22 protein-coding genes and 1 pseudogene are annotated in these 25,153 nt (G+C 72.3%); 17 read left to right on the top strand and 6 right to left on the bottom strand.

Features of this window, described 5'->3' with window-relative positions; genetic code table 11:
- Positions 1 to 65 precede the first annotated feature (65 nt).
- Together ACIQPR_RS27445 and ACIQPR_RS27440 are read left to right on the top strand one after the other, a co-directional pair.
- Positions 66 to 629 (top strand): helix-turn-helix domain-containing protein, encoded by a 564-nt coding sequence (locus tag ACIQPR_RS27445; RefSeq protein WP_403653346.1) that lies wholly within the window; start codon positions 66 to 68, stop codon positions 627 to 629.
- A complete protein-coding gene (locus tag ACIQPR_RS27440; RefSeq protein ID WP_403653343.1) occupies positions 629 to 1,348 on the top strand; it encodes a helical backbone metal receptor in 720 nt (239 codons plus the stop codon). Before ACIQPR_RS27445 ends, ACIQPR_RS27440 begins: the two co-directional genes overlap by 1 nt.
- Here the strand turns inward: ACIQPR_RS27440 and ACIQPR_RS27435 are convergent.
- Positions 1,260 to 2,384: a TDT family transporter gene (locus ACIQPR_RS27435; RefSeq protein WP_403653340.1), complete on the bottom strand. Its 1,125-nt coding sequence runs from the start codon at positions 2,382 to 2,384 to the stop codon at positions 1,260 to 1,262. The two genes, ACIQPR_RS27440 and ACIQPR_RS27435, sit on opposite strands and share 89 nt — an antisense overlap.
- Before the next feature lie 87 nt (positions 2,385 to 2,471).
- Between ACIQPR_RS27435 and ACIQPR_RS27430 the strand changes: the two genes are divergently transcribed.
- On the top strand, positions 2,472 to 3,395 hold the full coding sequence (locus tag ACIQPR_RS27430) for a LysR family transcriptional regulator (RefSeq protein WP_403653337.1): 924 nt from the start codon (positions 2,472 to 2,474) through the stop codon (positions 3,393 to 3,395).
- Positions 3,396 to 3,477: 82 nt separating this feature from the next.
- The gene (locus tag ACIQPR_RS27425) at positions 3,478 to 4,446 is read left to right on the top strand and encodes a phosphotransferase (protein WP_403653334.1); all 969 of its coding nucleotides are present in this window, start codon (positions 3,478 to 3,480) and stop codon (positions 4,444 to 4,446) included.
- Here the strand turns inward: ACIQPR_RS27425 and ACIQPR_RS27420 are convergent.
- Positions 4,418 to 5,134: a gamma-glutamyl-gamma-aminobutyrate hydrolase family protein gene (locus ACIQPR_RS27420; RefSeq protein WP_403653332.1), complete on the bottom strand. Its 717-nt coding sequence runs from the start codon at positions 5,132 to 5,134 to the stop codon at positions 4,418 to 4,420. The two genes, ACIQPR_RS27425 and ACIQPR_RS27420, sit on opposite strands and share 29 nt — an antisense overlap.
- Before the next feature lie 64 nt (positions 5,135 to 5,198).
- Positions 5,199 to 5,933, bottom strand: coding sequence for a FadR/GntR family transcriptional regulator (locus ACIQPR_RS27415; protein ID WP_403653329.1), 735 nt, complete (start codon positions 5,931 to 5,933; stop codon positions 5,199 to 5,201).
- A 96-nt stretch (positions 5,934 to 6,029) separates the two neighbouring features.
- Between ACIQPR_RS27415 and ACIQPR_RS27410 the strand changes: the two genes are divergently transcribed.
- The 3 genes from ACIQPR_RS27410 to ACIQPR_RS27400 are packed head-to-tail and all read left to right on the top strand — an operon-like array spanning position 6,030 to position 9,579.
- A complete protein-coding gene (locus ACIQPR_RS27410) occupies positions 6,030 to 7,394 on the top strand; it encodes a glutamine synthetase family protein (protein WP_403653326.1) in 1,365 nt (454 codons plus the stop codon).
- A gap of 11 nt (positions 7,395 to 7,405) precedes the next feature.
- The gene (locus ACIQPR_RS27405; RefSeq protein ID WP_403653323.1) at positions 7,406 to 8,800 is read left to right on the top strand and encodes an aldehyde dehydrogenase family protein; all 1,395 of its coding nucleotides are present in this window, start codon (positions 7,406 to 7,408) and stop codon (positions 8,798 to 8,800) included.
- On the top strand, positions 8,797 to 9,579 hold the full coding sequence (locus tag ACIQPR_RS27400; RefSeq protein ID WP_262058488.1) for a 3-oxoacyl-ACP reductase: 783 nt from the start codon (positions 8,797 to 8,799) through the stop codon (positions 9,577 to 9,579). The genes ACIQPR_RS27405 and ACIQPR_RS27400 overlap by 4 nt, the downstream gene beginning before the upstream one ends.
- A 45-nt stretch (positions 9,580 to 9,624) precedes the next feature.
- Here ACIQPR_RS27400 and ACIQPR_RS27395 read toward each other — a convergent pair whose 3' ends face one another.
- Positions 9,625 to 10,827, bottom strand: coding sequence for an amino acid deaminase/aldolase (locus ACIQPR_RS27395; RefSeq protein ID WP_403653320.1), 1,203 nt, complete (start codon positions 10,825 to 10,827; stop codon positions 9,625 to 9,627).
- Positions 10,828 to 12,746: 1,919 nt separating this feature from the next.
- On the opposite strand from ACIQPR_RS27395, the gene ACIQPR_RS27390 reads away from it, so the two are divergent.
- Positions 12,747 to 13,619 carry a hypothetical protein gene (locus ACIQPR_RS27390; protein ID WP_403653318.1) on the top strand — a complete coding sequence of 291 codons (873 nt, stop codon included), beginning with the start codon at positions 12,747 to 12,749 and terminating at the stop codon, positions 13,617 to 13,619.
- A complete protein-coding gene (mycP, locus tag ACIQPR_RS27385) occupies positions 13,616 to 14,791 on the top strand; it encodes a type VII secretion-associated serine protease mycosin (protein ID WP_403653316.1) in 1,176 nt (391 codons plus the stop codon). Before ACIQPR_RS27390 ends, mycP begins: the two co-directional genes overlap by 4 nt.
- Before the next feature lie 55 nt (positions 14,792 to 14,846).
- Here mycP and ACIQPR_RS27380 read toward each other — a convergent pair whose 3' ends face one another.
- The gene (locus tag ACIQPR_RS27380; RefSeq protein WP_403653313.1) at positions 14,847 to 15,845 is read right to left on the bottom strand and encodes a serine hydrolase; all 999 of its coding nucleotides are present in this window, start codon (positions 15,843 to 15,845) and stop codon (positions 14,847 to 14,849) included.
- 150 nt (positions 15,846 to 15,995) lie between these two features.
- Here ACIQPR_RS27380 and ACIQPR_RS27375 point away from each other — a divergent pair, with 150 nt between their 5' ends.
- Positions 15,996 to 16,730 carry an SseB family protein gene (locus ACIQPR_RS27375; RefSeq protein WP_403653310.1) on the top strand — a complete coding sequence of 245 codons (735 nt, stop codon included), beginning with the start codon at positions 15,996 to 15,998 and terminating at the stop codon, positions 16,728 to 16,730.
- A 36-nt stretch (positions 16,731 to 16,766) separates the two neighbouring features.
- Here ACIQPR_RS27375 and ACIQPR_RS27370 read toward each other — a convergent pair whose 3' ends face one another.
- Complete coding sequence (locus ACIQPR_RS27370; RefSeq protein WP_403653308.1) at positions 16,767 to 17,153, bottom strand: DUF1844 domain-containing protein; 387 nt, start codon at positions 17,151 to 17,153, stop codon at positions 16,767 to 16,769.
- Between the two features lie 339 nt (positions 17,154 to 17,492).
- Here ACIQPR_RS27370 and infC point away from each other — a divergent pair.
- The 7 genes and pseudogenes from infC to pheT all read left to right on the top strand — a co-directional run bounded on the left by infC (position 17,493) and on the right by pheT (position 24,973).
- Positions 17,493 to 18,198: pseudogene (gene infC / locus ACIQPR_RS27365) on the top strand (translation initiation factor IF-3).
- A gap of 107 nt (positions 18,199 to 18,305) precedes the next feature.
- Entirely contained in the window at positions 18,306 to 18,500 is a 195-nt protein-coding gene (gene rpmI, locus ACIQPR_RS27360) for a 50S ribosomal protein L35 (RefSeq protein ID WP_403653305.1), read from the top strand.
- A 101-nt stretch (positions 18,501 to 18,601) separates the two neighbouring features.
- A complete protein-coding gene (rplT, locus tag ACIQPR_RS27355; RefSeq protein ID WP_019066261.1) occupies positions 18,602 to 18,985 on the top strand; it encodes a 50S ribosomal protein L20 in 384 nt (127 codons plus the stop codon).
- A 177-nt stretch (positions 18,986 to 19,162) separates the two neighbouring features.
- Complete coding sequence (locus ACIQPR_RS27350) at positions 19,163 to 20,002, top strand: TrmH family RNA methyltransferase (RefSeq protein ID WP_403653302.1); 840 nt, start codon at positions 19,163 to 19,165, stop codon at positions 20,000 to 20,002.
- Between the two features lie 56 nt (positions 20,003 to 20,058).
- Positions 20,059 to 21,186, top strand: a complete 1,128-nt coding sequence (locus tag ACIQPR_RS27345) for an ATP-binding protein (RefSeq protein WP_403653299.1) — start codon at positions 20,059 to 20,061, stop codon at positions 21,184 to 21,186.
- A gap of 155 nt (positions 21,187 to 21,341) precedes the next feature.
- Complete coding sequence (pheS, locus tag ACIQPR_RS27340; protein WP_403653296.1) at positions 21,342 to 22,469, top strand: phenylalanine--tRNA ligase subunit alpha; 1,128 nt, start codon at positions 21,342 to 21,344, stop codon at positions 22,467 to 22,469.
- Positions 22,469 to 24,973, top strand: coding sequence for a phenylalanine--tRNA ligase subunit beta (gene pheT, locus ACIQPR_RS27335; protein WP_403653293.1), 2,505 nt, complete (start codon positions 22,469 to 22,471; stop codon positions 24,971 to 24,973). Before pheS ends, pheT begins: the two co-directional genes overlap by 1 nt.
- Positions 24,974 to 25,153 lie beyond the last annotated feature (180 nt).

Here is a 25,153-nt window from a genome sequence, read left to right as displayed (position 1 = left end):
AGAACTCATCAGAGGTGGTTTCAGATCCGGCCGCGGGCCGACGAGCGAAGGAGGGAGCCGGAGCGATGGGCGACCACAAAGAACAGCCCCTTCGGGTGGGTGCGGCCGTACGGCGGCGGCGCCGCGCGCTGGACCTGACGCTCGCCGTCGTGGCCGAGCGCAGCGGCCTGTCGGTGCCCTTCCTGAGCCAGGTCGAGAACGACCGGGCGCGCCCCAGCCGCAGTTCCCTGGAGAAGGTCGCCGACGCCCTGCGCACCACGGCCGTCGAACTCCTCGCCGCCGCCGATCCCGCGTGCAGCGTGGACGTCGTACGCGCCGAGGAGCCCGAGTCGGCGGCGCCCCGGATGCGTTCGCTGGTACGGGGTCATCACCAGCTGCACGCCTCGGAGTTCACCGGTGACCATGACGCGGGACGCGAATTCCAGCACCGCAACGACGAGTTGATGTACGTCGCGGACGGCGCCGTCGAGGTCGAGGCGGAGGGGCGCGCGTACCGGCTGGTGCGCGGCGACACGATGTACCTGACCGGCGGGGTACGGCACCGCTGGCGCGCGACCGTGCCCGACACCCGGGTCGTCGTGGTCGCGGTGGCCGAGCACATCGAGGCGGTCCAGGACCGCCCGCGCTGATGCGCGTCGTCTCGCTCGTACCGTCCCTGACGGAGGCGATCGCCGTGTCGCTGCCGGGAGTTCTGGTCGGCGCGACCGACTGGTGCAGCCATCCCGCAGACCTGGACGTCACCCGCGTCGGCGGCACCAAGAACCCGAAACTCGACCCGATCCTCGCGCTCGCGCCCGACCTGGTGGTCGCCAACGAGGAGGAGAACCGCGAGCCGGACCTGACGGCCTTGCGGGAGGCGGGAGTCGAGGTCCTGGTCACCGAAGTGCGGGACGTCCCGCAGGCGTTTCGCGAACTGGACCGGGTCCTGCGCGCGTGCGGAGCGCCCGCACGGCCGCGCTGGCTGGCCGGGGCCGAGCGGGCCTGGGACGAACTCCCGTCCCCCGAGGCCCGGTCGACCGCCGTCGTGCCCGTCTGGCGCCGCCCCTGGATGGTGCTCGGCCGGGACACCTTCGCGGGCGACGTGCTCTCCCGGCTGGGCGTCGACCACGCGTACGCGACGCACACCGAGCGCTACCCGCGCGCCCCGATCGCCGAACTGCGGTCGAGAGCAAGGGACTTGGTGGTCCTCCCGGACGAGCCCTACCGCTTCACGGCCGACGACGGCCCCGAGGCCTTCCCCGGGCTGCCCTGCGCGCTCGTCAGCGGTCGGCACCTGACGTGGTACGGGCCGTCACTGGCACAAGCGCCGAGGGTGCTGGGCGAGGCCCTGCGAGCAGCGCGCCGCTGACCACACCCCGGGCCGTGTGCACGGAGGCGGTGGCCCAGGCGGCGACGAGCACGCCGTAGAGGACGAACGCGAGTCCGTCGTAGACGGCGAGGCCGGTGTGCCGGGACAGGGACTCGGCGCCGGTGACGCAGGTGCCGACCGGGAAGGTGAACGCCCACCAGGTCATCGCGAAACCCATGCCCCGGCGCCGGGCGTGGACGACATGCGCGGTGGCGAGGGCGGACCAGAGCAGTGCGAAGCCCATGACGGGGACGCCGTAGAGGACGGCGAGGAGGCCGAAGGCGTGGGCGGTGGCGGGCGGTACGACACCGGGGGCGAAGTCCGCGAACTTGCCTACGGCGGTGGTGGACTGACCCAGCGGGCCCAGCACCAGGAACAGCGTCGGGGTGAGCGCGAGGGGCAGCGGTCCGCCGGTGACGAGCCGGGCGAAGACCAGCGGCAGCATCAGGAGTGTGGCGAGCAGACTCAGCCCGAACATCGCGAAGCACGCGAGGAGGAGCGTCTCCCGGGGCTGCCCGGGCGGCAGATGGGGCACGAGGAGCGGCCCGAGCGCGGCGGACACCATGGGCGCCACGACGGGCAGCAGCCACACCGGGGTCGCCTCCGAGGGGTGCACGCGATGCCGTACGGCCATCAGGTACGGGACGGCCACGGCGGCCACCAGTCCTACGACCGTTCCGGCGCCGAACAGCACGGCGTCGAGCACGACCGCCGCCCGCAGCCCGATCCAGTCCCGCCCCACGACCAGCGCGCCGCCGCCCACCGCCAGCAGGGCCATCGCGAGACAGCCGTAGAACGGGACCGTCGCCGGGTCCCGCAGCTGGGCGCGGGCCTGGTCGCGGTGGTGGGTCCAGTGCAGGGCGCGGGCGGTGAGCAGGGTCAGCAGGAGCACGAGGGAGAGGGCCCACACGGCGGTGCAGGCCGTGCGCAGTCCCGGGAGGTGGCCGGGGAGCCCGGCACCGGCCGTGGCGACGATGGCGGTGCCCATGACGGACGCGTACCAGTTGGGTCCGAGGTGACGAACTGCGGTGACCATGCGTCCAGCGTCTCGCCGGCTGAGACGGCCGACCAGGGAGGATCTGTCTATGGGGACATAAACTGGATTTATGAGCGAGGTGGATCGATGAGCGAGGGCGGGACGGACGGCGGGCCGGAAGGGTCGATAGCGCACCGGGTGCCGGATCTGGGCGCGCTGGAACTGCTGCTGGCGGTGGCCCGGCTCGGCAGCCTCGGCGGCGCGGCCCGCGAACTCGGCATCACCCAGCCGGCGGCCAGCAGCCGGATCCGCTCCATGGAACGGCAGCTGGGCGTGGCCCTGGTCGACCGCTCCCCGCGCGGCTCACGGCTCACCGACGCGGGCGCCCTCGTCACGGACTGGGCGCGGCGGGTCGTCGAGGCCGCGGCGGCGTTCGACGCGGGAGCCCAGGCGCTGCGGCACCGGCGCGACTCGCGGCTCCGGGTCGCCGCGAGCATGACGATCGCGGAGTACCTGCTTCCGGGATGGCTCCTGGCGCTGCGCTCCGGGCGCCCCGACACGGCGGTGTCGTTGCTGGCCGGCAACTCGACGACGGTCGCCGAACGCCTGCTGGCCGACGAGGCGGACCTGGGCTTCGTGGAGGGCCTGTCGGTGCCGCCCGGTCTGGACTCCGCGGTGATCGCCCACGACCACCTGATCGTCGTCACGGCCCCCACCCACCCCTGGGCCCGCCGCCGACGCCCGGTCCCGGCAACGGAGTTGGCGGCCACCCCGCTGATCCTGCGGGAGAAGGGCTCGGGCACCCGGCAGGTCCTGGACGCGGCCCTCGGCGGCCTGGCCCGCCCCCTGATCGAGCTGTCCTCCACCACGGCGGTCAAGGCGTCGGCGGTGAGCGGGGCGGGCCCGGCCGTCCTGAGCGAACTGGCGGTCGGCGAGGAACTGGCGACGCGCCGCCTGGTCCGCATCCCGGTGGAGGGAGTCACCCTGGCCCGGGACCTGAAGGCGGTCTGGCCCACCGGCCACAGACCGACGGGCCCGGCGCGCGACCTGCTGTCCCTGACCCGAGGCTGACGCTCGGGCCCGGCCCGGAGCCCCCTGGCCGGGCGCGAAAACCCATGGCACCCGCCCGCGACGCTCCCGCACCATGGCCATCATGTCTCCTCCCACCGCTCCGCCCGCCACCGGCGTCCGCACCCCCTGGGAAGCCCTCCCCGCCCATGTGCACGACGCCGTCGCGCGGTTGCTCGGCTCGCCCGTGGCGCATGCGGTCACCCAGGACGGCGGATTCTCCCCGGGGACCGCCGCCCGGGTGCGGACGGTCGGCGGGACCCGGGCCTTCGTGAAGGCGGTCAGCGCCGAGACCAACCCGCACAGCCCGGACCTGCACCGCGCGGAGGCCCGCCATGCCGCCGCTCTGCCGCCCCGGGTTCCCGCTCCCCGCCTCCTCGGTGTGCACGACGACGGGACCTGGGTCGTGCTGGTCTTCGAGGAGGTCGTCGGACGACAGCCCCATGTCCCTTGGCGGGCGGCCGAGTTGGAGCGGGTGCTGCATGCCGTGGCGGAGCTGGGGCGTGCTCTCACCCCGTCTCCCGTGGCCGCGCCGACCGTGGCCGAGAGCCTGGCCGACGCCTTCGACGGCTGGCAGCGGCTCCTCGACGGGGCGGCGGGCGAGGCCGTGGGACGGCTCGACCCCTGGACGGCGGAACATCTCCCGGAACTGGCCCGACTCGCCGCCCCCTGGGCCGAGTTCGCGTCCGGGGACACCCTCGCGCACGCCGATCTGCGCGCGGACAACATGCTGCTCAGGGACGGCGGCGGGGTCGCCTTCGTCGACTGGCCGCACGCCGTCCGGGCCGCCCCCTGGTTCGACCTGCTGGTCATGCTGCCGTGCGTGCGGGCCCAAGGCGGCCCGGATCCCGAGGAGTTGTTCACCCGGCACCCGCTCGCCGAGGGCGCGGACCCGTCCGGTGTCACCGCCACCCTGGCGGGCCTCGCCGCCTTCTTCGTCGAGCACTCGCTGCGGCCCCCGCCGCCGGGCCTGCCCACCCTGCGCGCCTTCCAGCGGGCGCAGGGCGACGCGGCCCTCGACTGGCTCAGGGCGCGGTGGGAGCCGGCACGGTAGCGGTGGTCGTGGCCGCCGCCACCAGGGACCGCATCACGCGCAAGTCCTCGCCCATCTCCGGATGCCACTGCACGCCCAACACCCAGTCGGCGGAGGGGAGTTCGACGGCCTCCACGGTGCCGTCCGCGGCCCAGGCCGAGACCACCAGGCCCGCGCCCAGCCGGTCGACGGCCTGGTGGTGGAACGTCGGCACGGACGTCTCCTCCGGCACCGCCGACGCGTAGAGCGTGCCCGGCACCGGCTTGACCGGGTGCCGGCCGAAGACTCCCGGTGTCTCCGCGTGGCCGTCGATGTGCTGGACGAGGGTGCCGCCCACGGCGACGTTCAGCAGCTGCAAGCCCCGGCAGATGCCCAGCAGCGGGATGCCCGCCGTCAACGCTGCCTCGATCAGGGCGAGTTCCCAGGCGTCGCGGGCGAGGTCGGGCGAGCCGGTGCGGGGGTCGCGCTCCGCGCCGTAGCGGACCGGCTCGACGTCCGGGCCGCCCGCGATCACCAGGCCGTCGAGCCGGGCGACCGTCGCCGCCGCCTGTTCGGGAGCGTCCGGCGGCAGCATCGCCGCGAGACCGCCCGCCTGTTGGACCAGGCGCGGGTAGCCGGCCGGCAGCAGCGCGGCCTCCAGCTCCCAGTTCCCCCAACGCGCTCCGGTCTCCAGATATGTGCTGATGCCGATCAGCGGCCTGCCCGCCATGCTTTCCTCCGACCGCGAAGCGACGTGAATGGACTCGTAGGGAACCATTGAACTACCCCGCCCGTCACGCGAGGAAGCCCCGCAGCAGGGCCGCCGTCCCGGCGCAGTGCTCCCGCATCATCTCCCGCGCCCCGTCCGCGTCCCCGTCGAGCACCGCCTCCACCAGCGCGATGTGCTGCCGCTGCGAGTGCTCCAGGTTGCGGACCAGCAGCGGGATGCAGTCGAGGAGGTCGTTCACCGTGGCCCGGACCGCCGCGTACTGCGCGGTCAGCGTCGGCGAACCGCACAGCTCGGCCAGGGTCAGGTGCAGCAGGGTGTCCAGGCGGCGGTAGTCGGCGAGCGGCGCGTCGTGCGTGCGGGCGAGCGCCTCGCGCAGCCGCCCGCCCTGCTCGGCGCTGAGCCCGTGCGTCGCGCACAGACCCGTCGCGCCGACCTCCAGCACCTCCCGGAACCGCAGCACGTCCTCGATGTCGACCGCGCTGATCCGCCGGCGCAACTCGTCCTCGCCGCCCGCGTCCGACTTCGGCAGCACGAACGTCCCGCCGTAGCGTCCGCGCCGCGACTCCACGAGCCCCTGGTCCTGAAGTACCTTCAGAACCTCGCGCAGTGTCACCCGACTGATCCCCAGCCGCTCGGCCAGCTCCCGCTCGGCCGGCAACCGCTCGCCCCCCGGCACCAGCCCGAGCCGTACGACCTGCAGAATCTGTTCCAGTGCCTCTTCGAAGCCGTTGCCCGCCCGCACCGGCCGCAGCACCGGGGTCAACCGGTCCTCGACGCCGTCCTCCGCATCCAACGACATATGGCGGCACCCCCTTCCCAAGCAATGGTTCTCCGCAATACCTTATGGCTTCCGGCTCGGCCGGAAAAAGCGCGCAGAAGCCGAAGGAGCTTTCCCGTGGCAGACCGCACACCCCCGCTGAGCGTCGAGGAGCTGCACGCCCTCGTCGCCAGTGGCGAGATCGACACTGTCGTCCTGGCCTTCCCCGATATGCAAGGCCGGCTCCAGGGCAAGCGGTTCGCCGCCCGCTTCTTCCTCGACGACGTCCTCCGGCACGGCACCGAGGGCTGCAACTACCTCCTCGCCGTCGACACCGACATGAACACCGTCGACGGCTACGCGATGTCCTCCTGGGAACGCGGTTACGGCGACTTCGCCATGCACCCGGACCTGTCCACCCTCCGCCGTGTGCCCTGGAACGCCGGCACCGCCCTGCTCATCGCCGACCTCGCCTGGAACGACGGGTCGCCGGTGGTCGCCGCACCCCGCCAGATCCTGCGCCGCCAGCTGGAGCGCCTCGCCGAGCACGGTTTCACCGCGCAGGTCGGTACGGAGCTGGAGTTCATCGTGTTCAAGGACACCTACGAACAGGCCTGGGACGCCAACTACCGAGGCCTCACCCCGGCCAACCAGTACAACATCGACTACTCGGTCCTCGGGACCGGCCGGATCGAGCCGCTGCTGCGCCGCATCCGCAACGAGATGGCCGCCGCCGGGCTGACCGTCGAGTCCGCCAAGGGCGAGTGCAACCCCGGCCAGCACGAGATCGCCTTCCGCTACGACGACGCCCTCGTCACCTGCGACCAGCACGCCGTCTACAAGACCGGCGCCAAGGAGATCGCCTCCCAGGAGGGCGTCTCGCTCACCTTCATGGCGAAGTACAACGAACGCGAGGGCAACTCCTGCCACATCCACCTCTCGCTCGGCGACGGCGAGGGCGGCAACGCCATGGCCGGGGACGGCGAGGGCGGCATGTCGCAGGTCATGCGGTACTTCCTCGCCGGACAACTCGCCGCGCTCCGCGACTTCTCGCTCCTCTACGCCCCGAACATCAACTCCTACAAGCGGTTCCAGCCGGGCTCCTTCGCGCCGACCGCCGTCGCCTGGGGCTACGACAACCGCACCTGCGCCCTGCGGGTCGTCGGCCACGGCCGCTCGATGCGCTTCGAGAACCGGCTGCCCGGCGGGGACGTCAATCCCCATCTCGCGGTGGCCGGTCTGGTCGCGGCCGGACTGTACGGCATCGAGCAGCGGCTCGAACTGCCGGAGGCCTGCGTCGGCAACGCCTACACCGCCGAGTACGCGCACGTCCCCACCAACCTCCGCGAGGCCGCCGAGCTGTGGGAGAACAGCCCGATCGCCAAGGCCGCCTTCGGCGACGAGGTCGTCGCGCACTACCGCAACATGGCCCGCGTCGAACTCGAAGCCTTCGACGCCGCCGTCACCGACTGGGAGCTGCGCCGCTCCTTCGAACGTCTGTGAGAGGTCTTTCCTTGTCCCACGAGCTTGAACTCCAGGTGCTGAACCCCGCCACCGAGGAGGTCGTCGCCACCGTCCCGGCCGCCACCGCGGCCGACGTGGACGCCGCCGTCGTACGCGCCGCCCGGGCCCAGACGAAGTGGGCCGCGCTGCCGCCCGCCGACCGGGCCCGGCTGCTGCGCCGCTTCGCCACCGCCGTCGACGAACACCTCGAAGAACTGGCCCAGTTGGAGGTCCGCGAGGCCGGGCACACGGTCGGCAACGCCCGCTGGGAGGCCGGCAACGTCCGCGATCTCCTCGACTACGCGGCCGGGGGAGTCGAGCGGCTGACCGGCCGGCAGATCCCGGTCGCGGGCGGCCTGGACATCACGATCCTCGAACCGCTGGGCGTGGTGGGCGTGATCGCGCCCTGGAACTTCCCCATGCCGATCGCAGCCTGGGGCACCGCACCCGCGCTCGCGGCGGGCAACGCGGTCATCCTCAAGCCGGCCGAGACGACCCCGCTGACGGCCCTCCGGCTGGCCGAACTCGCCCTGGAGGCAGGCCTTCCCGAGGACCTCTTCCAAGTACTGCCCGGCCACGGCCCGGTCGCGGGCACCGCGCTCGTCGAGCACCCGGGCGTCGCGAAGATCGTGTTCACGGGGTCCACGGGCGTGGGCAAACAGGTGTTGGCGAAGGGCTCGGCGCTCCTCAAGCGCGTCACCCTCGAACTCGGCGGCAAGAGCCCCAACATCGTCTTCGCCGACGCCGACATCGAGGCCGCCGCGGCAGCCGCCCCCATGTCCTTCCTCGACAACTCGGGCCAGGACTGCTGCGCCCGCACCCGCGTCCTCGTCCAACGCTCCGTGTACGACCGGTTCCTCGACCTCCTGGCCCCCGCGATCGAGGGTGTCACGGTCGGCGACCCGGCCGACGAGAAGACGGACATGGGCCCGCTGATCTCCAAGGTCCAGCTGGAGCGCGTCCGTTCGTACGTCACCGACGACCTGGCCGGCATCCGCGGCACGGCGCCCGAGGGCCCCGGCTTCTGGTTCCCGCCCACCGTCGTCACCGGAGTCGACCCGCACGCCCGCGTGGCCGTCGAGGAGGTCTTCGGCCCCGTCGCCGTGGTCCTCCCCTTCGAGGACGAGGCGGACGCGATCCGGCTGGCCAACGCCACCGACTACGGCCTCTCCGGCTCCATCTGGACCCGGGACGTCGGGCGCGCGCTGCGCGTCTCGGGGGCCGTCCGCGCGGGCAACCTGTCCGTCAACTCCCATTCCAGCGTCCGCTATTGGACCCCCTTCGGCGGCTTCAAGCAGTCGGGGATCGGCCGCGAACTCGGCCCGGACGCGCTCACCGCCTTCACCGAAACCAAGAACGTCTTCATCAGCGACGTCTCCACCAGCACGGAGGGCCCAGCACAGTGACCTCAGAGATTGTCTGCCGTCGTCTCGTCGGCCGTACCGCCGTCATCACCGGAGCCGGCAGCGGCATCGGCCTCGCCACCGCGCGCCGACTCGCCTCCGAGGGGGCCAACGTCGTCTGCGGCGACATCGACGAGACCCACGGCAAGGCGGCGGCCGACGAGGTCGGCGGGCTGTTCGTCAAGGTCGACGTCACCGACCCCGAGCAGGTCGAGGCGCTCTTCAAGGCCGCCTTCGACACCTACGGCAGCGTCGACATCGCCTTCAACAACGCGGGCATCTCACCGCCCGACGACGACTCCATCCTCGACACCGGCCTGGAGGCCTGGAAGCGCGTCCAGGACGTCAACCTGACCTCCGTGTACCTGTGTTGCAAGGCCGCGATCCCCTACATGCGCCGCCAGGGCCGGGGTTCCATCATCAACACGGCGTCCTTCGTGGCCAGGATGGGCGCGGCGACCTCCCAGATCTCCTACACCGCCTCCAAGGGCGGGGTGCTGGCCATGTCCCGTGAACTGGGCGTCCAGTTCGCCCGCGAGGGCATCCGCGTCAACGCGCTGTGCCCCGGGCCGGTCAACACCCCGCTGCTGCAAGAGCTGTTCGCCAAGGATCCCGAGCGGGCCGCGCGCCGCCTGGTCCACATCCCGGTCGGCCGCTTCGCCGAGGCGACCGAGATCGCCGCCGCCGTCGCGTTCCTGGCGAGCGACGACTCCTCGTTCGTCAACGCCGCCGACTTCCTGGTCGACGGCGGCATCGCGGGGGCGTACGTCACCCCGATGTAAGCGGTGAACCCCCGCCGGAGCGGGGGCAGCCGACCTCGTGAGCACTCACAGGAAGGTCATGCCCTCGCCCCGGTAGGTCGGGACGGTGGCCGTCACCTCGTCGCCCTCGATCAGGTGCAACGCGTCGAACCGCTCGCACAGTTCACCCGCCTTGGCGTGCCGGAACCACACCTTGTCGCCGATGAGCAGATCGTCGGCGGGCGAGCCGAGCAGCGGCGTCTGCACCTCGCCGGGCCCCTCCTGCGGGTCGTAGCGCAACCCCTCCGGGAGGTACGGCACCGGGAGCCGGTCGGGGCCCGCCGCGCCGGAGGCCGGGTAGCCGCCGCCGAGGACGGTGACCACGCCGACACCCGGGCGCCGTACGACGGGCTGCGCGAAGAGCGCGGCCGGACGGGCGCTGAACGACGTGTAGTTGTCGAAGAGGCGCGGCACGTACAGCCCGGAACCGGCCGCGATCTCCGTCACGGAGTCCTCGGCGGCGGTGTACTGGACACTGCCTGTGCCACCGCCGTTGACGAACTCCAGATCCGGTACGACGGCCCGCACGGCCCGCACCACCTCGGCGCGCCGCTCGACGAGTTCGCGCTTGGCGGTGGCCTGCATCAGGCGGATCGCGCGGGAGCGGAAGGGCCGGCCCGCGACGGCGTCGCCGACACCGGCGATATGACCCTCGTAGCCCATGATCCCGACGACCTTGAAGCCGGGGCGGCGGTCCACCGCCCGTGCGATGTCGGCGAGTTGGTCGGGGGAGCGGAGCGGGGAGCGGAGCGCGCCGATGCGCACCCGGCCGCCGAGCATCCGCAGTGAGGTGTCCAACTCCAGGCAGACACGCACCACTTCGGTGCCGCCGCCGCGCGATTCGTCGATCAGCCTGAGCTGGGCCGGGTCGTCGATCATCACGGTGACGGCGGCGGCGAGCTTCGGATCGCCGGTCAACTCGGCGAAGGCGGCGCGGTCGGCGGAGGGGTAGGCGAGCAGGACGTCGTCGAAGCCGGAGCGGGCCAGCCACAGCGACTCGGCGAGCGTGAAGGACATCAGGCCCGCGAAGCCGTCCCTGGCCAGCACGCGTTCGAGGAGGGTTCGACAGCGGACGGACTTGCTGGCGACGCGGACCGGCTTGCCCCCGGCCCGGCGGACTAGGTCGTCCGCGTTGGCATCGAAGGCGTCCAGGTCGACGATCGCGAGTGGGGCGTCGAGGTGGGCGGTGGCCCGGTCGTAACGGGCCCGGTCGGCGGCGCGCGCAGTCATGGACGCAGCCTGCCAGACAGGATTACCGCAGGGTAGGGGGACGATCCGGGCAGATGCCCCCGGGGCGTGGACTGGTTCCCGTTCGAGCCGGGGCAACCCGTAGAGTGACGCGCACGCACGGAGGAGGCGCCGCCGGTCGTTCGACCGCGTCCGGGATGACGGTCCGCCGCGGCGGGTATGCGTGCTCGGGACGACTTTGCTTTTTTGTACGCGTGCCGGGTGAGGCGGGACGCACATCGGCCCGTATACGAACAAGGGCAGGAGAACACCGGCCCGCATACGAACAAACGGTGGCCCGGGTACGAGGAAACGGGGGGTGCATGAGCACGGAAGCGCGGCGCGCCCCCGTACCGCCGCAGGCCCCTTCTGGGAGTTCGACGCAGTCCGTGAACGACACATCAGGCGAGGACTTGGACGGACCGTATTCCGGCGCCGGGGAATCTCCCGGGGCCGCGTCGGGGGCAGGTTCGGAGCGTGGCCCGCTTCCGTCCACCGGGGGCGGGGCGGGGACGACCGCCGGGAGCGAGAACGACGGGAACGGCAGGGCCACCTGGGGTGGCGACCGGCCCGGGACCGGTTGGTGGGAGGGCGGCAACGCGAGACGCGCGGCCAGGCGGAACGCCGGCGCCGAAGCGGGCCCGGCACGCCCGGCCGGCGCCCCTGACACTCCCTACGCATCGCCTTCGCCCTCCTCCTCCTCGGAGAACCGCTTCGTCGGCCACGCGTTCGAGAGCGGTGGCTCCGAGAGGAACACCCCGGGGGCCCGTAACGGCTCCGGAACCGGTACAGCCTCTGCCGCCTCGTCGCCATCGGGCTCCGCCGCCGACACCCGGCCGCGCTTCCCCGGTCTTCGCCCCTTCTCACCGACCGCCTCCGACGCGGTAAGCCCGCCCCCGCCACCGGCCTCGGCACGCTTCCCGGACGCCCCGCCGGTACCCACGACCGCCCCGCGCCGACCGACCCCCGAACGCCCCGGCACCGTCCCGCCCCGACCGCCCCACCGGCCTACGGTGGCGTCGACCGGAGCCACCGAACCACCGGGGGAATCCAGCCCCGAGCCGACCAGGCCCCCCCGCCCGCCCCAGGCCCCGACCCCGACGCAGGGCTCCGACACCCCGCCTGGCCGGCCGCGCTCCACTCCCGAATCAACCGAGCGCCCCGCTGCGCCGCCCCGGCCGTCGGGTGAGCCGCCGCGTCAGTCGCCCGATCGACCGCGGCAGGAGCCGTCGCGCCCGGCGACGCCTGCCGGGGCGGCTGTCCCGCCGGGCCGTACGCCGGAGGCTCCGCGCGGGGCGCCTGCGCGACCGCGGCAGGAACCGTCCCGACCGGCGACGGCGCCTGGCTCCGCCGTTCCGTCGCGTCCGTCCACGCCTCCAAGCCCCGCCGCTCCGCCCCGGCCCGCGGCCTCTCCCGGCCCCGCAGCGCCGTCGCGGCCCTCGGCCGAGACCCCTCCGGCCGCGCCCGATCGGCAGCGGGAGACCCCCGCCGCGTCGGCAACACCCCCTCCGCGCCCGGCTGTTGCTCCCGAGGAGCCGCCGGAGGCGACCTCCCGACTGAGGCCACCGCCCGCCGCTCCCTGGCGGGGGGAGTCGTTCACCGATCCCACGGACGGTGCGCCCTCGCGCGGTGTGTGGTCGCCCTCCGGTGCCCGCGCGCCGTATCCCTCCACCGGCAGCAGCGGGAGCGGCAGCGGAACTGCCGCGCCCCGTCCTCCCGTTGTCCCTCCCGCCGGTCCCGCCCCGCAGGCCTCCGCACCCACCACCGAAGCCACCGGCACCGGTACCGGCGCCTGGTCGCCCGCCGCTCCCGGTACCCCCGTCCGGCCCGCCTCCGAGATGCCGCGGCCCGGGGGCGAGTCCGGGCCCGATCCCGCGTTCTCCTGGAGTTCGCCGGCAACTCCCGGCACAGGGCGGCCGGTTGTGTCGTTCGGGGAGCCCGAGGGGTACGACGAGCGGGCACGGCCGCGGCCGTTGGGGGCGCGGATACGGTCCCGTACCGTCGCCGTCGCCGCCTGTGTCGTGCTCGGTCTCGGGCTCATCGGCGGTGCGGTGACCGGGAGTTGGCTCACCGGCGACGACGGGGCCGACAGCGGCGCGAGCACCTTCGCCGCCGCCGGGCAGCTGTGGCACAGCGTGCCGGTGGACCAGTTGTTCCCGCCCACCGTGCAGGGCCAGGGCGCGGGCCCCGGCGGCGCCGACCGCACCTGGACCCGGATCGCCGTGGCCCCGGACAGCGGCTGCGCGGGCGCCTTCGACCCGCTGCTGAGCAAGGTGCTCGCCCCGGTCGGCTGCCAGCGGCTCCTGCGCGCCACCTACACCGACGCCACCCAGAGCTACGTCACCACGGTCGGCCTCCTCTTCACCAAGGCCGACATCGCCGCGATGACCTCGCTGTCCGACCGGTTCAAGAACGACAAGCTCGGCGACCGGACCGACCTCATGCCCCGCCCGTACGCCGCCAAGGGCACCGTCGCCGCCGCGTTCGGCGACAAACAGCGGGCCTCCTGGACCGTCTCCGTCCTCACCGACGCCCCCGTCGTCGTCTACGCCGTCTCCGGCTGGGCGGACGGCCGTACCGTCGACGGACCCGAACCCGCCGCCGAGGCCGCGACCTCCGGTTCCACCGCCGCGCCCGCGCAGTCCGGTCTCGGCAACGAGGCGCAGGGGCTCGCCGACCGGGTCGAGCGGGGCCTGCGCAAGACCGTCGACTCACCGTCCGAGACCGCGGCCTCGGAGACGTCGGAGACGTCCGGCGCCTCGGCGAACTCGAAGGCCTCGGGAGGGAATTCATGACCGTCACGTCCCGCAGGGCCGGGCTGGTGAGCGCCCTGCTGGCCGCCTCCCTCGCCCTGGTCCCGTCCACCGTCGCGCACGCCGACGGCATACGCGCCCAGGAATGGGCCCTGGACGCCATGCACACCCAGGAGGTCTGGCAGACCACCAAGGGCAGGGGCATCACCGTCGCGGTCCTCGACACCGGCGTCGAGGCCGACCACCCCGACCTCGTCGGCAACGTCCTCACCGGCAAGGACATGGTCGGCTTCGGCGCGAAGCCGGGCGACCGGGCCTGGGCCCGGCACGGCACGGCCATGGCGGGCATCATCGCCGGGCACGGACACGGCCCCGGCGACGAGGACGGGGTTATGGGTGTCGCCCCGGAGGCGAAGATCCTGCCCGTCCGCGTGATCCTCGAAGACGGCGACTCGGCGCGCGGCAAGGCCCGTACCACCCGGGGCAACGCCCTCGCGGACGGCATCCGTTGGGCCGCCGACCACGGCGCCGACGTCATCAACCTCTCCCTCGGCGACGACTCCGCCTCCGCCCACCCCGAGCCCGCCGAGGACGAGGCCGTGCAGTACGCCCTGAAGAAGGGCGTCGCGGTCGTCGCCTCCGCGGGCAACGGCGGAGAGAAGGGCGACCACGTCTCCTACCCGGCCGCCTACCCGGGTGTGATCGCCGCGACCGCCGTGGACCGCTACGGCACCCGCGCCTCCTTCTCCACCCGCCGCTGGTACGCGACGGTCAGCGCTCCCGGGGTCAACGTCGTCATCGCCGACCCCGACCACAAGTACTACGAGGGCTGGGGGACCAGCGCCGCGTCCGCCTTCGTGTCGGGCGCGGTCGCGCTCATCAAGGCGGCCCACCCGGGACTGACCCCGGCCCAGATCAAGAAGCTCCTCGAAGACACCGCCCGCAACCCCCCGGTCGGCGGCCGTGACGACTCCCGGGGCTTCGGCTTCGTCGACCCCGCCGCCGCGATCAGGGCCGCCGCCGCCCTCAAGCCGACGAGCCTGCACGCCGCCGCCTACGACAAGAAGTACTTCGGCGCGGGCCCCGACCCCGTCAGGACCGACAGCCGTACGTCCGACTGGGCGGGCCCCCTCGCGGGCAGCGTGGGCGGAGTCCTGCTCGTCGCGGGGGTCGTCCTGTGGCGCGGCCGACGCCGACGGCCCGACGGCTTCTAGCCCCTGCGCGAGTCGGCCGGTGGCCGCGCGGCTTCCGGAAGCCCGCGCGAGTGCGTCAGTCGGTGGCCGACGCGGAAGCCGACGCGGAGGCCGTCGTGGAGGAGTCGCTCCCCGAGAACGCCGAGACCGCCGCCTTCGCCGCCGCCTCGATCAGCGTGATGCCCTTGGCCTGTGTCGTGCTGCCCTTGGACAGCACCGCGATCAGGTACTCGTGCCCGTCCGAGGCCGTCACCCGCCCGATGCTGTTGACGTCCCACAGCCCGGTCGTGCTCCGCGCCAGCCAGCCGTTCTTCAGCCGCCACCGGGAGCCTTCGGCCGCCGCCGAGACACCCCACTGCTGATCGGCCTCGATCTTCCCCATCAGCCCCTGGAGGTACGACTTCGAGGCCGCGCTCAGCTTCGAGTCGTCCCCGAACACCTGCTGGAGCAGGGTGAGTTGATCCGCGGCGGTGGTCTGGGTGAGCCCCCACAGCGGGCCGTCGCCGCCCGTCGTGCCGGTCAGCCCGAACGTCTTGTTCGCCGCGTCGAGCCCGTCCGCCGTGCCGATGCTGTTCCACAGCGCCGTCGCGGAGTCGTTGTCGCTGTTCTCGATCATCGTCGTGGCGTACGACTTCTCGGTCGCGGTCAACTGCCGCCCCGCGTCCTGCGCCTGGAGCAGCAGCGTCGCCAGGATGTCGACCTTGACGATGCTCGCCGTGTCGTAGGCCGCGCCGCCGTACGTGGCGCTCTCGCCGGAGTCGACGTCGAGCACGGCGACGGACACCTTCTGGTCGCCGGTCGGGGTCACCGCCTTCATGGCCTTGGCCAGCAGCGCGTCGTAGTCCACCGTCGGCTGTGTCACCGGTTCCACCGTCGCCTCCCCGCCGCCCGACGCCGACGCGGACGGCGCCGCCGCCGACGATACGGGGCCGGAGTGCGCCTGCGCCTTCACGTACACCGTTCCGGCCGCCGTGGCGCCCACCACGGCCACGGTGGCCAGGGCGGTGTAGAGGAGCGGACGGCGCCGGGAGGGACGCGCGCGGTGGTTGCGGCGGGCGGCTCTGGAAGACTCCATGTCCGCGATCGTGGAGGCGGCGACTGTGCGCACCGTGAGACGGAAGTTAGAGGTCTGTCAACGGTGTCTGAGAAAGGTGTGAAAGCTGTGTCCCCGGCGTTTCAGGACCCGCACAAGCCCAGCAGGATCCCCCCGATAGGGTCGGTCACCGTGGCGAACAAGAACATTCCCGACTCCGGCTACTCCGACGACGACGGCTCGGCCGATCCCGCGCTGAGCGCGGCGCTCGCCGCCTGGGCCGAGGACCGCACCGCCGTGGACCCCGTCCTGGCCGCCCTCAAGGGTGCCCGGCTGCTCGTCCCCGTGGTGGCCGTGCTCGGTGAGGTCGAGGTGGACGAGAACGGGCTGCGCCGCGAGAAGACCAGCGACATGGCCGTCCCCACCCTGAAGGCCGGCGGTCGCACCGCGCTGCCCGCCTTCACCTCCAGCGACTCGCTGGCCCGCTGGGACCCGGCGGCGCGCCCCGTGGCCGTACCGCTGCACCAGGCCTTGCAGGCCGCCGTGCACGAGAAGGCGGACACGGTCGTGCTGGACCTGGCCGGGCCGGTGTCGTTCGAGCTGTCGGGACCCGCGCTGCTGGCGCTCGCCGAGGGGCGCACCAGCGTGGACCCGCTCACCGACCCGGCGGTCGCGGAGGCGGTACGGGCCGCGCTCACCGATGTGCGCGCGGTCCTCCGCGCCTACCTGGGACCCGGCCGCGGGGACGGCACCCTGGCCCTGGTCTTCGAACCCGCCGTGCCGCACGCCGGCGGCATCCATGCGGTGGCCCGCCGGCTCGCGGCCGAGGAGACACTGCGGGCCCGCCTGGTGCACGGCCTCGACCTGGCGGTCCTGCCGGCCGGGGCGACGCCTCCGGGCGAGCCCTTGTACGTACGGGTGGGATGAGGTGACGGGCGGGGGAGCTACGGGCGGAGCGGGTTTCTAGCCGTAGACCGGGCCCGTGTACTTCTCGCCCGGACCCTGGCCCGGCTCGTCGCGGACGAGGGACGCCTCGCGGAACGCCAGCTGGAGCGACTTCAGACCGTCGCGCAGCGGGGCCGCGTGGAAGGAGCTGATCTCGGTCGCGCTCGCGTCGAGCAGCCCGGCCAGCGCGGTGACCAGCTTGCGGGCCTCGTCCAGGTCCTTGTACTTGTCGCCCTCTTCGGTCAGCCCGAGCTTCACGGCGGCGGCGCTCATCAGGTTGACGGCGACCGTCACGATCACCTCGACCGCCGGGACCTCCGCGATGTCGCGGGTCAGGGCGTCGAAGTCGGGGGAGCCGGGATTCACGGACTCGGGATTCACGGACTCGGGGGGCGTGTCACTCATGCCCCACACGATAGGGCCCGGTGTACGGCGGTTCGCACCACCCCCGGGTAGCTGCTAACCTTGTGTGATGACCGGCCAGGCACTCGCGTGCCCGGCCAACAAGTGGAGGCTCCGATCTCCCACCTGACCGTCCGCACGGACGGCGGGTCACCCCCGGTCAGGCGGTTGCCATCGTTCCGTACGGACGATGGAGTCGCCCGAAAGCGCGCCCCGCGATCGTCGCGGCGGTGCTCCGGCAGTGTTTTGGAGCCCCGTCTTGTGATCGTCCGGGGCATTTTTTGTGCTTCGGCGCGGTTAGGTCTGTCTATCGAGACAAACACGGCCGTCCGCCAGATGGCCGTGTGGTGCTAACCGAGGAGGATCCATCAGCGCCGAACCCCGCATCAACGACCGGATTCGCGTTCCCGAGGTGCGACTGGTCGGTCCCAGTGGCGAGCAGGTCGGCATCGTGCCGCTTGCTAAGGCCCTGGAGCTTGCGCAGGAATACGACCTGGACCTGGTCGAGGTCGCGGCGAACGCCCGTCCACCCGTGTGCAAGCTCATGGACTACGGGAAGTTCAAGTACGAGTCGGCCATGAAGGCCCGTGAGGCGCGCAAGAACCAGGCGCACACGGTCATCAAGGAAATGAAGCTCCGGCCGAAGATCGACCCGCACGACTATGACACCAAGAAGGGTCACGTCGTCCGGTTCCTGAAGCAGGGCGACAAGGTCAAGATCACGATCATGTTCCGCGGTCGTGAGCAGTCCAGGCCCGAGTTGGGCTACCGACTGCTCCAGCGTCTCGCTTCGGACGTCGAGGACCTCGGGTTCGTCGAGTCGAACCCGAAGCAGGACGGCCGAAACATGATCATGGTGCTCGGCCCGCACAAGAAGAAGACCGAGGCGATGGCCGAGGCCCGCGAGGCCCAGGCCGCCCGCAAGGCGGAAGCGAAGGCCAACCCGGGCAAGTCGCAGAACGCCGCGGAGTCCGAGGTCGAGAACACCGTCGCCGAGGACGTCGTCGACGAGGTCGAGGCCCCGGCCGAGGCTTCCGCCGACGCCTGATCCCCGGACGTCAGTCCAGGGACGCAACCGAAACAAGAGCGACGCTCCACCGTGCCCGGTTTCACGACCGGGCATCGGAGCGCCACCGACGAGGAGATAACGGCGCTATGCCGAAGAACAAGTCGCACAGCGGTGCCAGTAAGCGCTTCAAGATCACCGGCTCCGGCAAGGTGCTCCGCGAGCGTGCCGGCAAGCGCCACTACCTTGAGCACAAGTCGTCCCGCGTGACGCGCCGCCTCACCGGCAACGCCGAGATGGCCCCGGGCGACGCCAAGAAGATCAAGAAGCTTCTCGGCAAGTGACGTACGCGGCGCTCCCGACGAGCGCCGTACGTCTGGACCGGGACCCCATCGATTCCGGGCCGTGTGAGTCCAACCACGGCCCCGCTACAAGGAGTTAACAAGTGGCACGCGTCAAGCGGGCAGTCAACGCCCACAAGAAGCGCCGGGCGATCCTCGAAGCGGCCTCCGGCTACCGCGGTCAGCGTTCGCGCCTGTACCGCAAGGCCAAGGAGCAGGTCACCCACTCGCTGGTCTACAACTACAACGACCGCAAGAAGCGCAAGGGCGACTTCCGCCGGCTGTGGATCCAGCGCATCAACGCCGCTGCCCGCGCCAACGGCATCACCTACAACCGCTTCATCCAGGGTCTGAACGCGGCGAACATCGAGGTCGACCGCAAGATCCTCGCGGAGCTGGCCGTCAACGACGCCGGTGCGTTCGCCGCGCTGGTCGAGGTCGCGCAGAAGGCGCTTCCGAGCGACGTCAACGCGCCGAAGGCCGCGTGACGCTGCGCTGGCTTTAGCCGTGAGTTGAAGGACCCGCAGGTTTCATGCCTGCGGGTCCTTTGTTGCTGGCCTCGCCCGGTTCGTTGTCGGGTGCGGGTTCGTTGTGGCTGGTCGCGCAGTTCCCCGCGCCCCTAAGGGCAATCAGGGCCCCCTGAGATTCTGAAGGTGAAGCAGAGAATGTCCCCCGACCTCATCTCCCCTCGCTCCCCCCGCGTCGCCGCCGCCCGGCGGCTCGCCCGGCGGAACTTCCGGAGCAAGGAGCGGCTGTTTCTCGCCGAGGGGCCGCAAGCCGTGCGGGAGGCGGCCGGCTACAAGGACACGCTCGTCGAGCTGTTCGTCACCGTCGAGGCCGCGGAACGGTACGCCGACATCGTCGGTGAGGCCCATGACACCGGTGCCCGGGTGCAGCTCGCCGACGAGCAGGTCATCGCCGACATCTCGACCACCGTCACCCCGCAGGGCCTGGTCGGGGTCTGCCGGTTCCTCGACACCCCGTTCGAGGAGATCCTGCGCGCCCGCCCCCGGCTCGTCGCCGTGCTGGCCAACGTGCGCGATCCCGGGAACGCCGGCACCGTCCTGCGGTGCGCCGACGCCGCCGGTGCCGAGGCCGTCGTACTGACCGACGCGTCCGTCGATCTCTACAACCCCAAGGCCGTACGGGCCTCCGTGGGCTCCCTGTTCCATCTGCCCGTGGCGGTCGGAGTGCCCGTCGAGCGGGCCGTGGCCGGGCTCAAGGACACCGGGGTGCGGATCCTCGCCGCCGACGGGGCCGGGACCGACGACCTCGACGACGAACTGGACCGGGGCGCCATGGGCGGGCCCACCGCCTGGGTGTTCGGGAACGAGGCCTGGGGGCTTCCGGAGGAGACCCGCGCACTCGCGGACGCCGTCGTGCGGGTTCCGATCCACGGGAAGGCCGAGAGCCTGAACCTCGCCACCGCCGCCGCCGTATGTCTCTATGCGTCTGCCCGTGCACAGCGCGGCTCCGGAGGGTGCCGCTCCGTCACCGACAGCTAGTAGGGTGACCAGCTCGGGGGCCACCTGCGCCGTATGAGAAGAGGTGGGGTACGGGGATGACCGTCGGCACGAGCAGCACGCCGGGAGCATGCGGTGTGCCCCGGCCCGCCACGGCCCGGCACGACGACCTCGGCATCGACCCCGACGAACTGGCCGACGGCCTGGTCGTCGCCGACGAGCACGGCCGTGTCGTCTGCTTCAACGCCGCCGCCGAGCGCATCACCTCCGTCCGCGCCGCCGACGCCCTCGGACAGCGGCTGGAGAAGGCCCTGCCCTTAGAGGACCTGGAGGGCCGCCGCTGGTGGCAACTGACCGATCCCTACGGCGGGTTGGCGATCCGGGTCCGGCAGCCGGAGCGGAACCTGCTGCTGCCGGGCGGGCACGAGGTGCTGGTCACCGCGCGCTATGTCCGCGCGGAACCGCTCGGCCCGGTCCGCCGGGTCGTCGTCTCGCTGCGGGACACCGAGGCGCGGCGCCGCACCGAGCGCAGTCACGCCGAGCTGATCGCCACCGTCGCCCATGAGCTGCGCTCGCCGCTCACCTCGGTCAAGGGCTTCACCGCGACCCTCCTCGCCAAGTGGGAACGTTTCACCGACGACCAGAAGCGGCTGATGCTGGAGACCGTCGACGCCGACGCCAACCGCGTCACCCGGCTCATCGCCGAGCTGCTCGACATCTCCCGCATCGACTCCGGACGGCTCGAACTGCGCCGCCAGCCCGTCGACATCGGCGCGGCCGTCGGCCGGCACATCCAGGCGTACGTCGCCGCCGGCCAGCCCGCCGACCGGTTCATGCTCCGCGTCGAGCAGCCGCTGCCCGACCTGTGGGCCGACCCCGACAAGGTCGACCAGGTGCTGAGCAACCTGCTGGAAAATGCGGTGCGCCACGGCGAGGGAACCGTCACCATCGACGTCACGGCCTCCGCGTCCCCGCGCGAGGGCGAGGAGACCGGCACCTCGGTGACGGTCAGCGACGAGGGCCCAGGTATCCCGGAGGAGTCCATGAACCGCGTCTTCACCCGCTTCTGGCGGGGCAGCAAGCGCGGCGGCACCGGGCTCGGGCTGTACATCGTCAAGGGCATCGTCGAAGCCCACGGCGGCACCATCACGGTCGGCCGCGCACCCGGCGGCGGCGCCGAGTTCCGATTTATGCTGCCCGTGGGCACCCCGGCGTACCTTCAGTAACCGCCGACGAGGCCCCACGGGCGCGGTCACCTGTCTCACCCCCGTTAGACTCGGCCTTTGGCACCTTCGCGTCCCCGTTCCAGGGACGACGACGCGTCCCCCGAGTCGAGTCGGTACGGGGACCATCCGCCAGCCAACCGGAAGCACGGGAAGAGATGTCGGCACCGAATAAGTCGTACGACCCTGTAGAGGTCGAGGCCTTGAAACCGGAAGAGATCGAGCGCATGCGGGACGAGGCGCTCGCCGCCTTCGCCGCCGCCGGTGATCTCGACGCGCTCCAGGAGGCCAAGGTCGCCCACACCGGCGGCACCTCCCCGCTCGCCCTCGCCAACCGCGAGATCGGCGCGCTGCCCCCGCAGGCCAAGGCCGCCGCGGGCAAGCTCGTCGGCCAGGCCCGGGGCGCGGTCAACAAGGCCCTCGCCGCCCGCCAGGCCGAGCTGGAGGCCGACCGCGACGCCCGCGTCCTGGTCGAGGAGGCGGTGGACGTCACCCTGCCGTACGACCGGGTCCCGGCTGGTGCCCGCCACCCGCTGACCACGTTCATGGAGCGGGTCGCGGACGTCTTCGTGTCCATGGGGTACGAGATCGCGGAGGGCCCCGAGGTCGAGGCGGAGTGGTTCAACTTCGACGCCCTGAACTTCACCCCGGACCACCCGGCCCGGCAGATGCAGGACACCTTCTTCGTCCAGGGCCCCCGGGGGACCGAGGGCGACGAGTCCGGTGTCGTGCTGCGCACCCACACCTCGCCCGTGCAGGCCCGCGCCATGCTGGACCGCGAGCCGCCGGTCTACATCGTGTGCCCCGGCCGCGTCTACCGCACCGACGAGCTGGACGCCACGCACACCCCGGTCTTCCACCAGATCGAGCTCCTCGCCATCGACGAGGGCCTGACCATGGCCGACCTCAAGGGCACCCTGGACCACATGGTCCAGTCGCTCTTCGGCGCGGAGATGAAGACCCGGCTGCGGCCGAACTACTTCCCCTTCACCGAGCCGTCCGCCGAGATGGACATGCTCTGCTACGTCTGCAAGGGCGAGTCCGTCGGCAACCCCGACCGCCCCTGCCGCACCTGCTCCTCCGAGGGCTGGATCGAGCTGGGCGGCTGCGGCATGGTCAACCCCCGTGTCCTGGTGGCCTGCGGGGTGGACCCGGAGAAGTACAGCGGATTCGCCTTCGGGTTCGGCATCGAGCGGATGCTGATGTTCCGCCACAACGTCGAAGACATGCGAGACATGGTCGAGGGTGACGTCCGGTTCACCCGGCCGTTCGGGATGGAGATCTGATGCGGGTCCCGCTTTCTTGGCTGCGGGAGTACGTCGACCTGCCGGCGACGGAGACCGGCCGCGACGTCCAGGCCAAGCTCATTTCCGTGGGTCTTGAGGTGGAGACCGTCGAGCAGCTGGGCGACGGCCTCAAGGGCCCGCTCGTCGTCGGCAAGGTCCTCACCATCGAGGAGCTGGAGGGCTTCAAGAAGCCCATCCGCTTCTGCACGGTCGACGTCGGCACCGCCAACGGCACCGGTGAGCCGCAGGAGATCGTCTGCGGCGCCCGCAACTTCGCCGTCGGCGACAAGGTCGTCGTGGTCCTCCCCGGCGCGGTCCTGCCCGGCGACTTCGCCATCGCCGCCCGCAAGACGTACGGCAAGACCTCGCACGGCATGATCTGCTCCGGCGACGAGCTGGGCATGGGCGACGACGGCTCGCACGGCATCATCGTGCTGCCGCCCGAGCACGAGGTCGGCACCGACGCGATCGAGCTGCTCCAGCTCGTCGACGAGGTTCTCGACATCGCCGTCACGCCCGACCGCGGCTACGCCCTGTCGATCCGCGGTGTCGCCCGCGAGACCGCCACCGCCTACGGCCTCCCGCTGCGCGACCCGGCCCTCCTGGACGTGCCCGGCCCGAACGCGTTCGGCTACCCGGTGCGGGTCTCCGAGCCGCTCGGCTGCGACCGCTTCACCGCCCGCACGGTGACCGGCCTCGACCCCGAGGCCCGCTCCCCGCTCTGGCTGACCCGCCGCCTCCAGAAGGCGGGCATGCGCCCGATCTCGCTCGCCGTCGACATCACCAACTACGTGATGCTGGAGCTGGGCCAGCCCCTGCACGCCTACGACCGCTCCCGCGTCCAGGGTCCGATCGGGGTGCGCCGGGCCGAGCGGGGCGAGCAGCTCGTCACCCTGGACGGGGTCACGCGCACGCTGGACGCCCAGGACCTGGTGATCACCGACGACCGCGGCCCCATCGGCCTCGCGGGCGTCATGGGCGGCGCCAACACGGAGATCGACGACACCGAGGGCACCACCACCGAGGTCGTCGTCGAGGCCGCGCACTTCGACGCGCTGTCCATCTCGCGCACGGCCCGCCGCCACAAGCTGGCCTCCGAGGCGTCCAAGCGCTTCGAGCGCGGAGTCGACCCGCAGGCCGCCTCCGCCGCCGCGCAGCGCACGGTCGACCTCCTGGTCCTCCTCGCGGGCGGCACGGCCGACGCCGGTGTCACCGAGGTCATCGCGCCCTCGGCCCCGCACACCATCACCATTCCGGCCGACCACCCCGACAAGGTGGCCGGTGTCGAGTACGGCCGCGAGACCGTCGTACGGCGTCTTCAGGAAGTCGGCTGCGACGTGTACGGGCAGGACGAGCTGATCGTCACCGTCCCGTCCTGGCGCCCCGACCTCACCGACCCGAACGACCTGGCCGAAGAGGTCATCCGCCTGGAGGGCTACGAGAACCTGCCCTCCACGCTCCCCAAGCCCCCCGCGGGCCGGGGCCTCACCGACCGCCAGCGGCTGCACCGCCGCGTGGGCCGCGCGCTGGCCGGCGCCGGTTACGTCGAGGCGCCGAACTACCCCTTCGTCGGCGAGCACGTCTTCGACCAGTTCGGCCTGGCCGCCGACGACCCGAACCGCAAGGTCGTCAAGCTGGTCAACCCGCTCTCCGACGAGGAGCCCGCACTCCGTACGACGCTGCTCCCGGGCCTGCTCGGCGCGCTGCGGCGCAACGACGGCCGCGGCTCGCACGACCTCGCGCTCTTCGAGACGGGCCTGGTCTTCCACCCGCGCGAAGAGCTGAAGATCGCCGTACGGCTGCCCGTCGACCGGCGGCCGACCGACGAGGAGATCGCCTCCCTCACCGAGGCGCTCCCGCTCCAGCCCCGGCACGCGGCCGTCGTCCTCACGGGCGCCCGCGAGCAGGCCGGCTGGTGGGGCAAGGGCCGTCCGTCCGACTGGGCCGACGCGGTCGAGTCGGCCCGGATCCTCGCCCGCGAGGCCGGCACCGAACTCCTCGTCCGCAAGGGCCAGTACGGTCCCTGGCACCCCGGCCGCTGCGCCGAACTCGCCGTCGTAGTCGAGGGAGTCGAGCAAGTCGTCGGCTACGCGGGCGAGTTGCACCCCGGTGTCCTGAAGACCCTGGGTCTGCCCGCGCGCACCAGCGCGATGGAACTGGACCTGGACGTCCTGGAGTCGGCGTCGGCGGGTGTCCCCAAGGGCCCGAAGATCTCGACGTTCCCGGTCGCCACCCAGGACGTCGCCCTGGTCGTCGACACGGCGGTCCCGCACACGGCCGTCGAGGCGGCGCTGCGCGAGGGCGCCGGTGAACTGCTGGAGTCCATCCGGCTGTTCGACGTCTACGACAACGCCGCGCAGCTCGGTGCGGGCAAGAAGTCCCTCGCCTACGCGCTGCGGTTCCGCGCGGCCGACCGGACCCTGACGGTCGACGAGGCGTCGGCGGCCCGGGACGCGGCGGTCGCGCTCGCCGCCGAGCGCACGGGAGCCGTACTGCGGGGCTGATCACCGGAGGGGCCGATTCCGTGCTGGAACGGCCCCTACCCGCATAAATGCGGCTGTCTCATGTCACCTCACTCATTCGGGTGAGAAGTGCGGGCGATCCGGCCCGACCGGGGCATGCGGTCGACAGAATCGGACCGGCCTTTCGGGGTCGGTCCGATTGCGCTGTCGGGGCCTATTTGG

The sequence above is a fragment of the Streptomyces sp. NPDC091280 genome (assembly GCF_044768565.1).
Lineage (GTDB): Bacteria > Actinomycetota > Actinomycetes > Streptomycetales > Streptomycetaceae > Streptomyces.
Note: the sequence above shows the minus strand (reverse complement) of the source record. Positions and strands in the feature narration are given on the sequence as shown.

What these genes read in the sequence shown, in the direction of transcription:
- ACIQPR_RS27440 (WP_403653343.1), top strand. Translation starts at nt 629, where the DNA reads ATGCGCGTCGTCTCGCTCGTACCGTCCCTGACGGAGGCGATCGCCGTG.
- ACIQPR_RS27425 (WP_403653334.1), top strand. Translation starts at nt 3,478, where the DNA reads ATGTCTCCTCCCACCGCTCCGCCCGCCACCGGCGTCCGCACCCCCTGG.
- ACIQPR_RS27380 (WP_403653313.1), bottom strand. Translation starts at nt 15,845, where the DNA reads ATGGAGTCTTCCAGAGCCGCCCGCCGCAACCACCGCGCGCGTCCCTCC.
- ACIQPR_RS27435 (WP_403653340.1), bottom strand. Translation starts at nt 2,384, where the DNA reads ATGGTCACCGCAGTTCGTCACCTCGGACCCAACTGGTACGCGTCCGTC.
- ACIQPR_RS27445 (WP_403653346.1), top strand. Translation starts at nt 66, where the DNA reads ATGGGCGACCACAAAGAACAGCCCCTTCGGGTGGGTGCGGCCGTACGG.
- ACIQPR_RS27345 (WP_403653299.1), top strand. Translation starts at nt 20,059, where the DNA reads ATGACCGTCGGCACGAGCAGCACGCCGGGAGCATGCGGTGTGCCCCGG.
- ACIQPR_RS27350 (WP_403653302.1), top strand. Translation starts at nt 19,163, where the DNA reads ATGTCCCCCGACCTCATCTCCCCTCGCTCCCCCCGCGTCGCCGCCGCC.
- ACIQPR_RS27420 (WP_403653332.1), bottom strand. Translation starts at nt 5,134, where the DNA reads ATGGCGGGCAGGCCGCTGATCGGCATCAGCACATATCTGGAGACCGGA.
- mycP (WP_403653316.1), top strand. Translation starts at nt 13,616, where the DNA reads ATGACCGTCACGTCCCGCAGGGCCGGGCTGGTGAGCGCCCTGCTGGCC.
- pheT (WP_403653293.1), top strand. Translation starts at nt 22,469, where the DNA reads ATGCGGGTCCCGCTTTCTTGGCTGCGGGAGTACGTCGACCTGCCGGCG.
- ACIQPR_RS27370 (WP_403653308.1), bottom strand. Translation starts at nt 17,153, where the DNA reads ATGAGTGACACGCCCCCCGAGTCCGTGAATCCCGAGTCCGTGAATCCC.
- rpmI (WP_403653305.1), top strand. Translation starts at nt 18,306, where the DNA reads ATGCCGAAGAACAAGTCGCACAGCGGTGCCAGTAAGCGCTTCAAGATC.
- ACIQPR_RS27395 (WP_403653320.1), bottom strand. Translation starts at nt 10,827, where the DNA reads ATGACTGCGCGCGCCGCCGACCGGGCCCGTTACGACCGGGCCACCGCC.
- ACIQPR_RS27415 (WP_403653329.1), bottom strand. Translation starts at nt 5,933, where the DNA reads ATGTCGTTGGATGCGGAGGACGGCGTCGAGGACCGGTTGACCCCGGTG.
- pheS (WP_403653296.1), top strand. Translation starts at nt 21,342, where the DNA reads ATGTCGGCACCGAATAAGTCGTACGACCCTGTAGAGGTCGAGGCCTTG.
- ACIQPR_RS27430 (WP_403653337.1), top strand. Translation starts at nt 2,472, where the DNA reads ATGAGCGAGGGCGGGACGGACGGCGGGCCGGAAGGGTCGATAGCGCAC.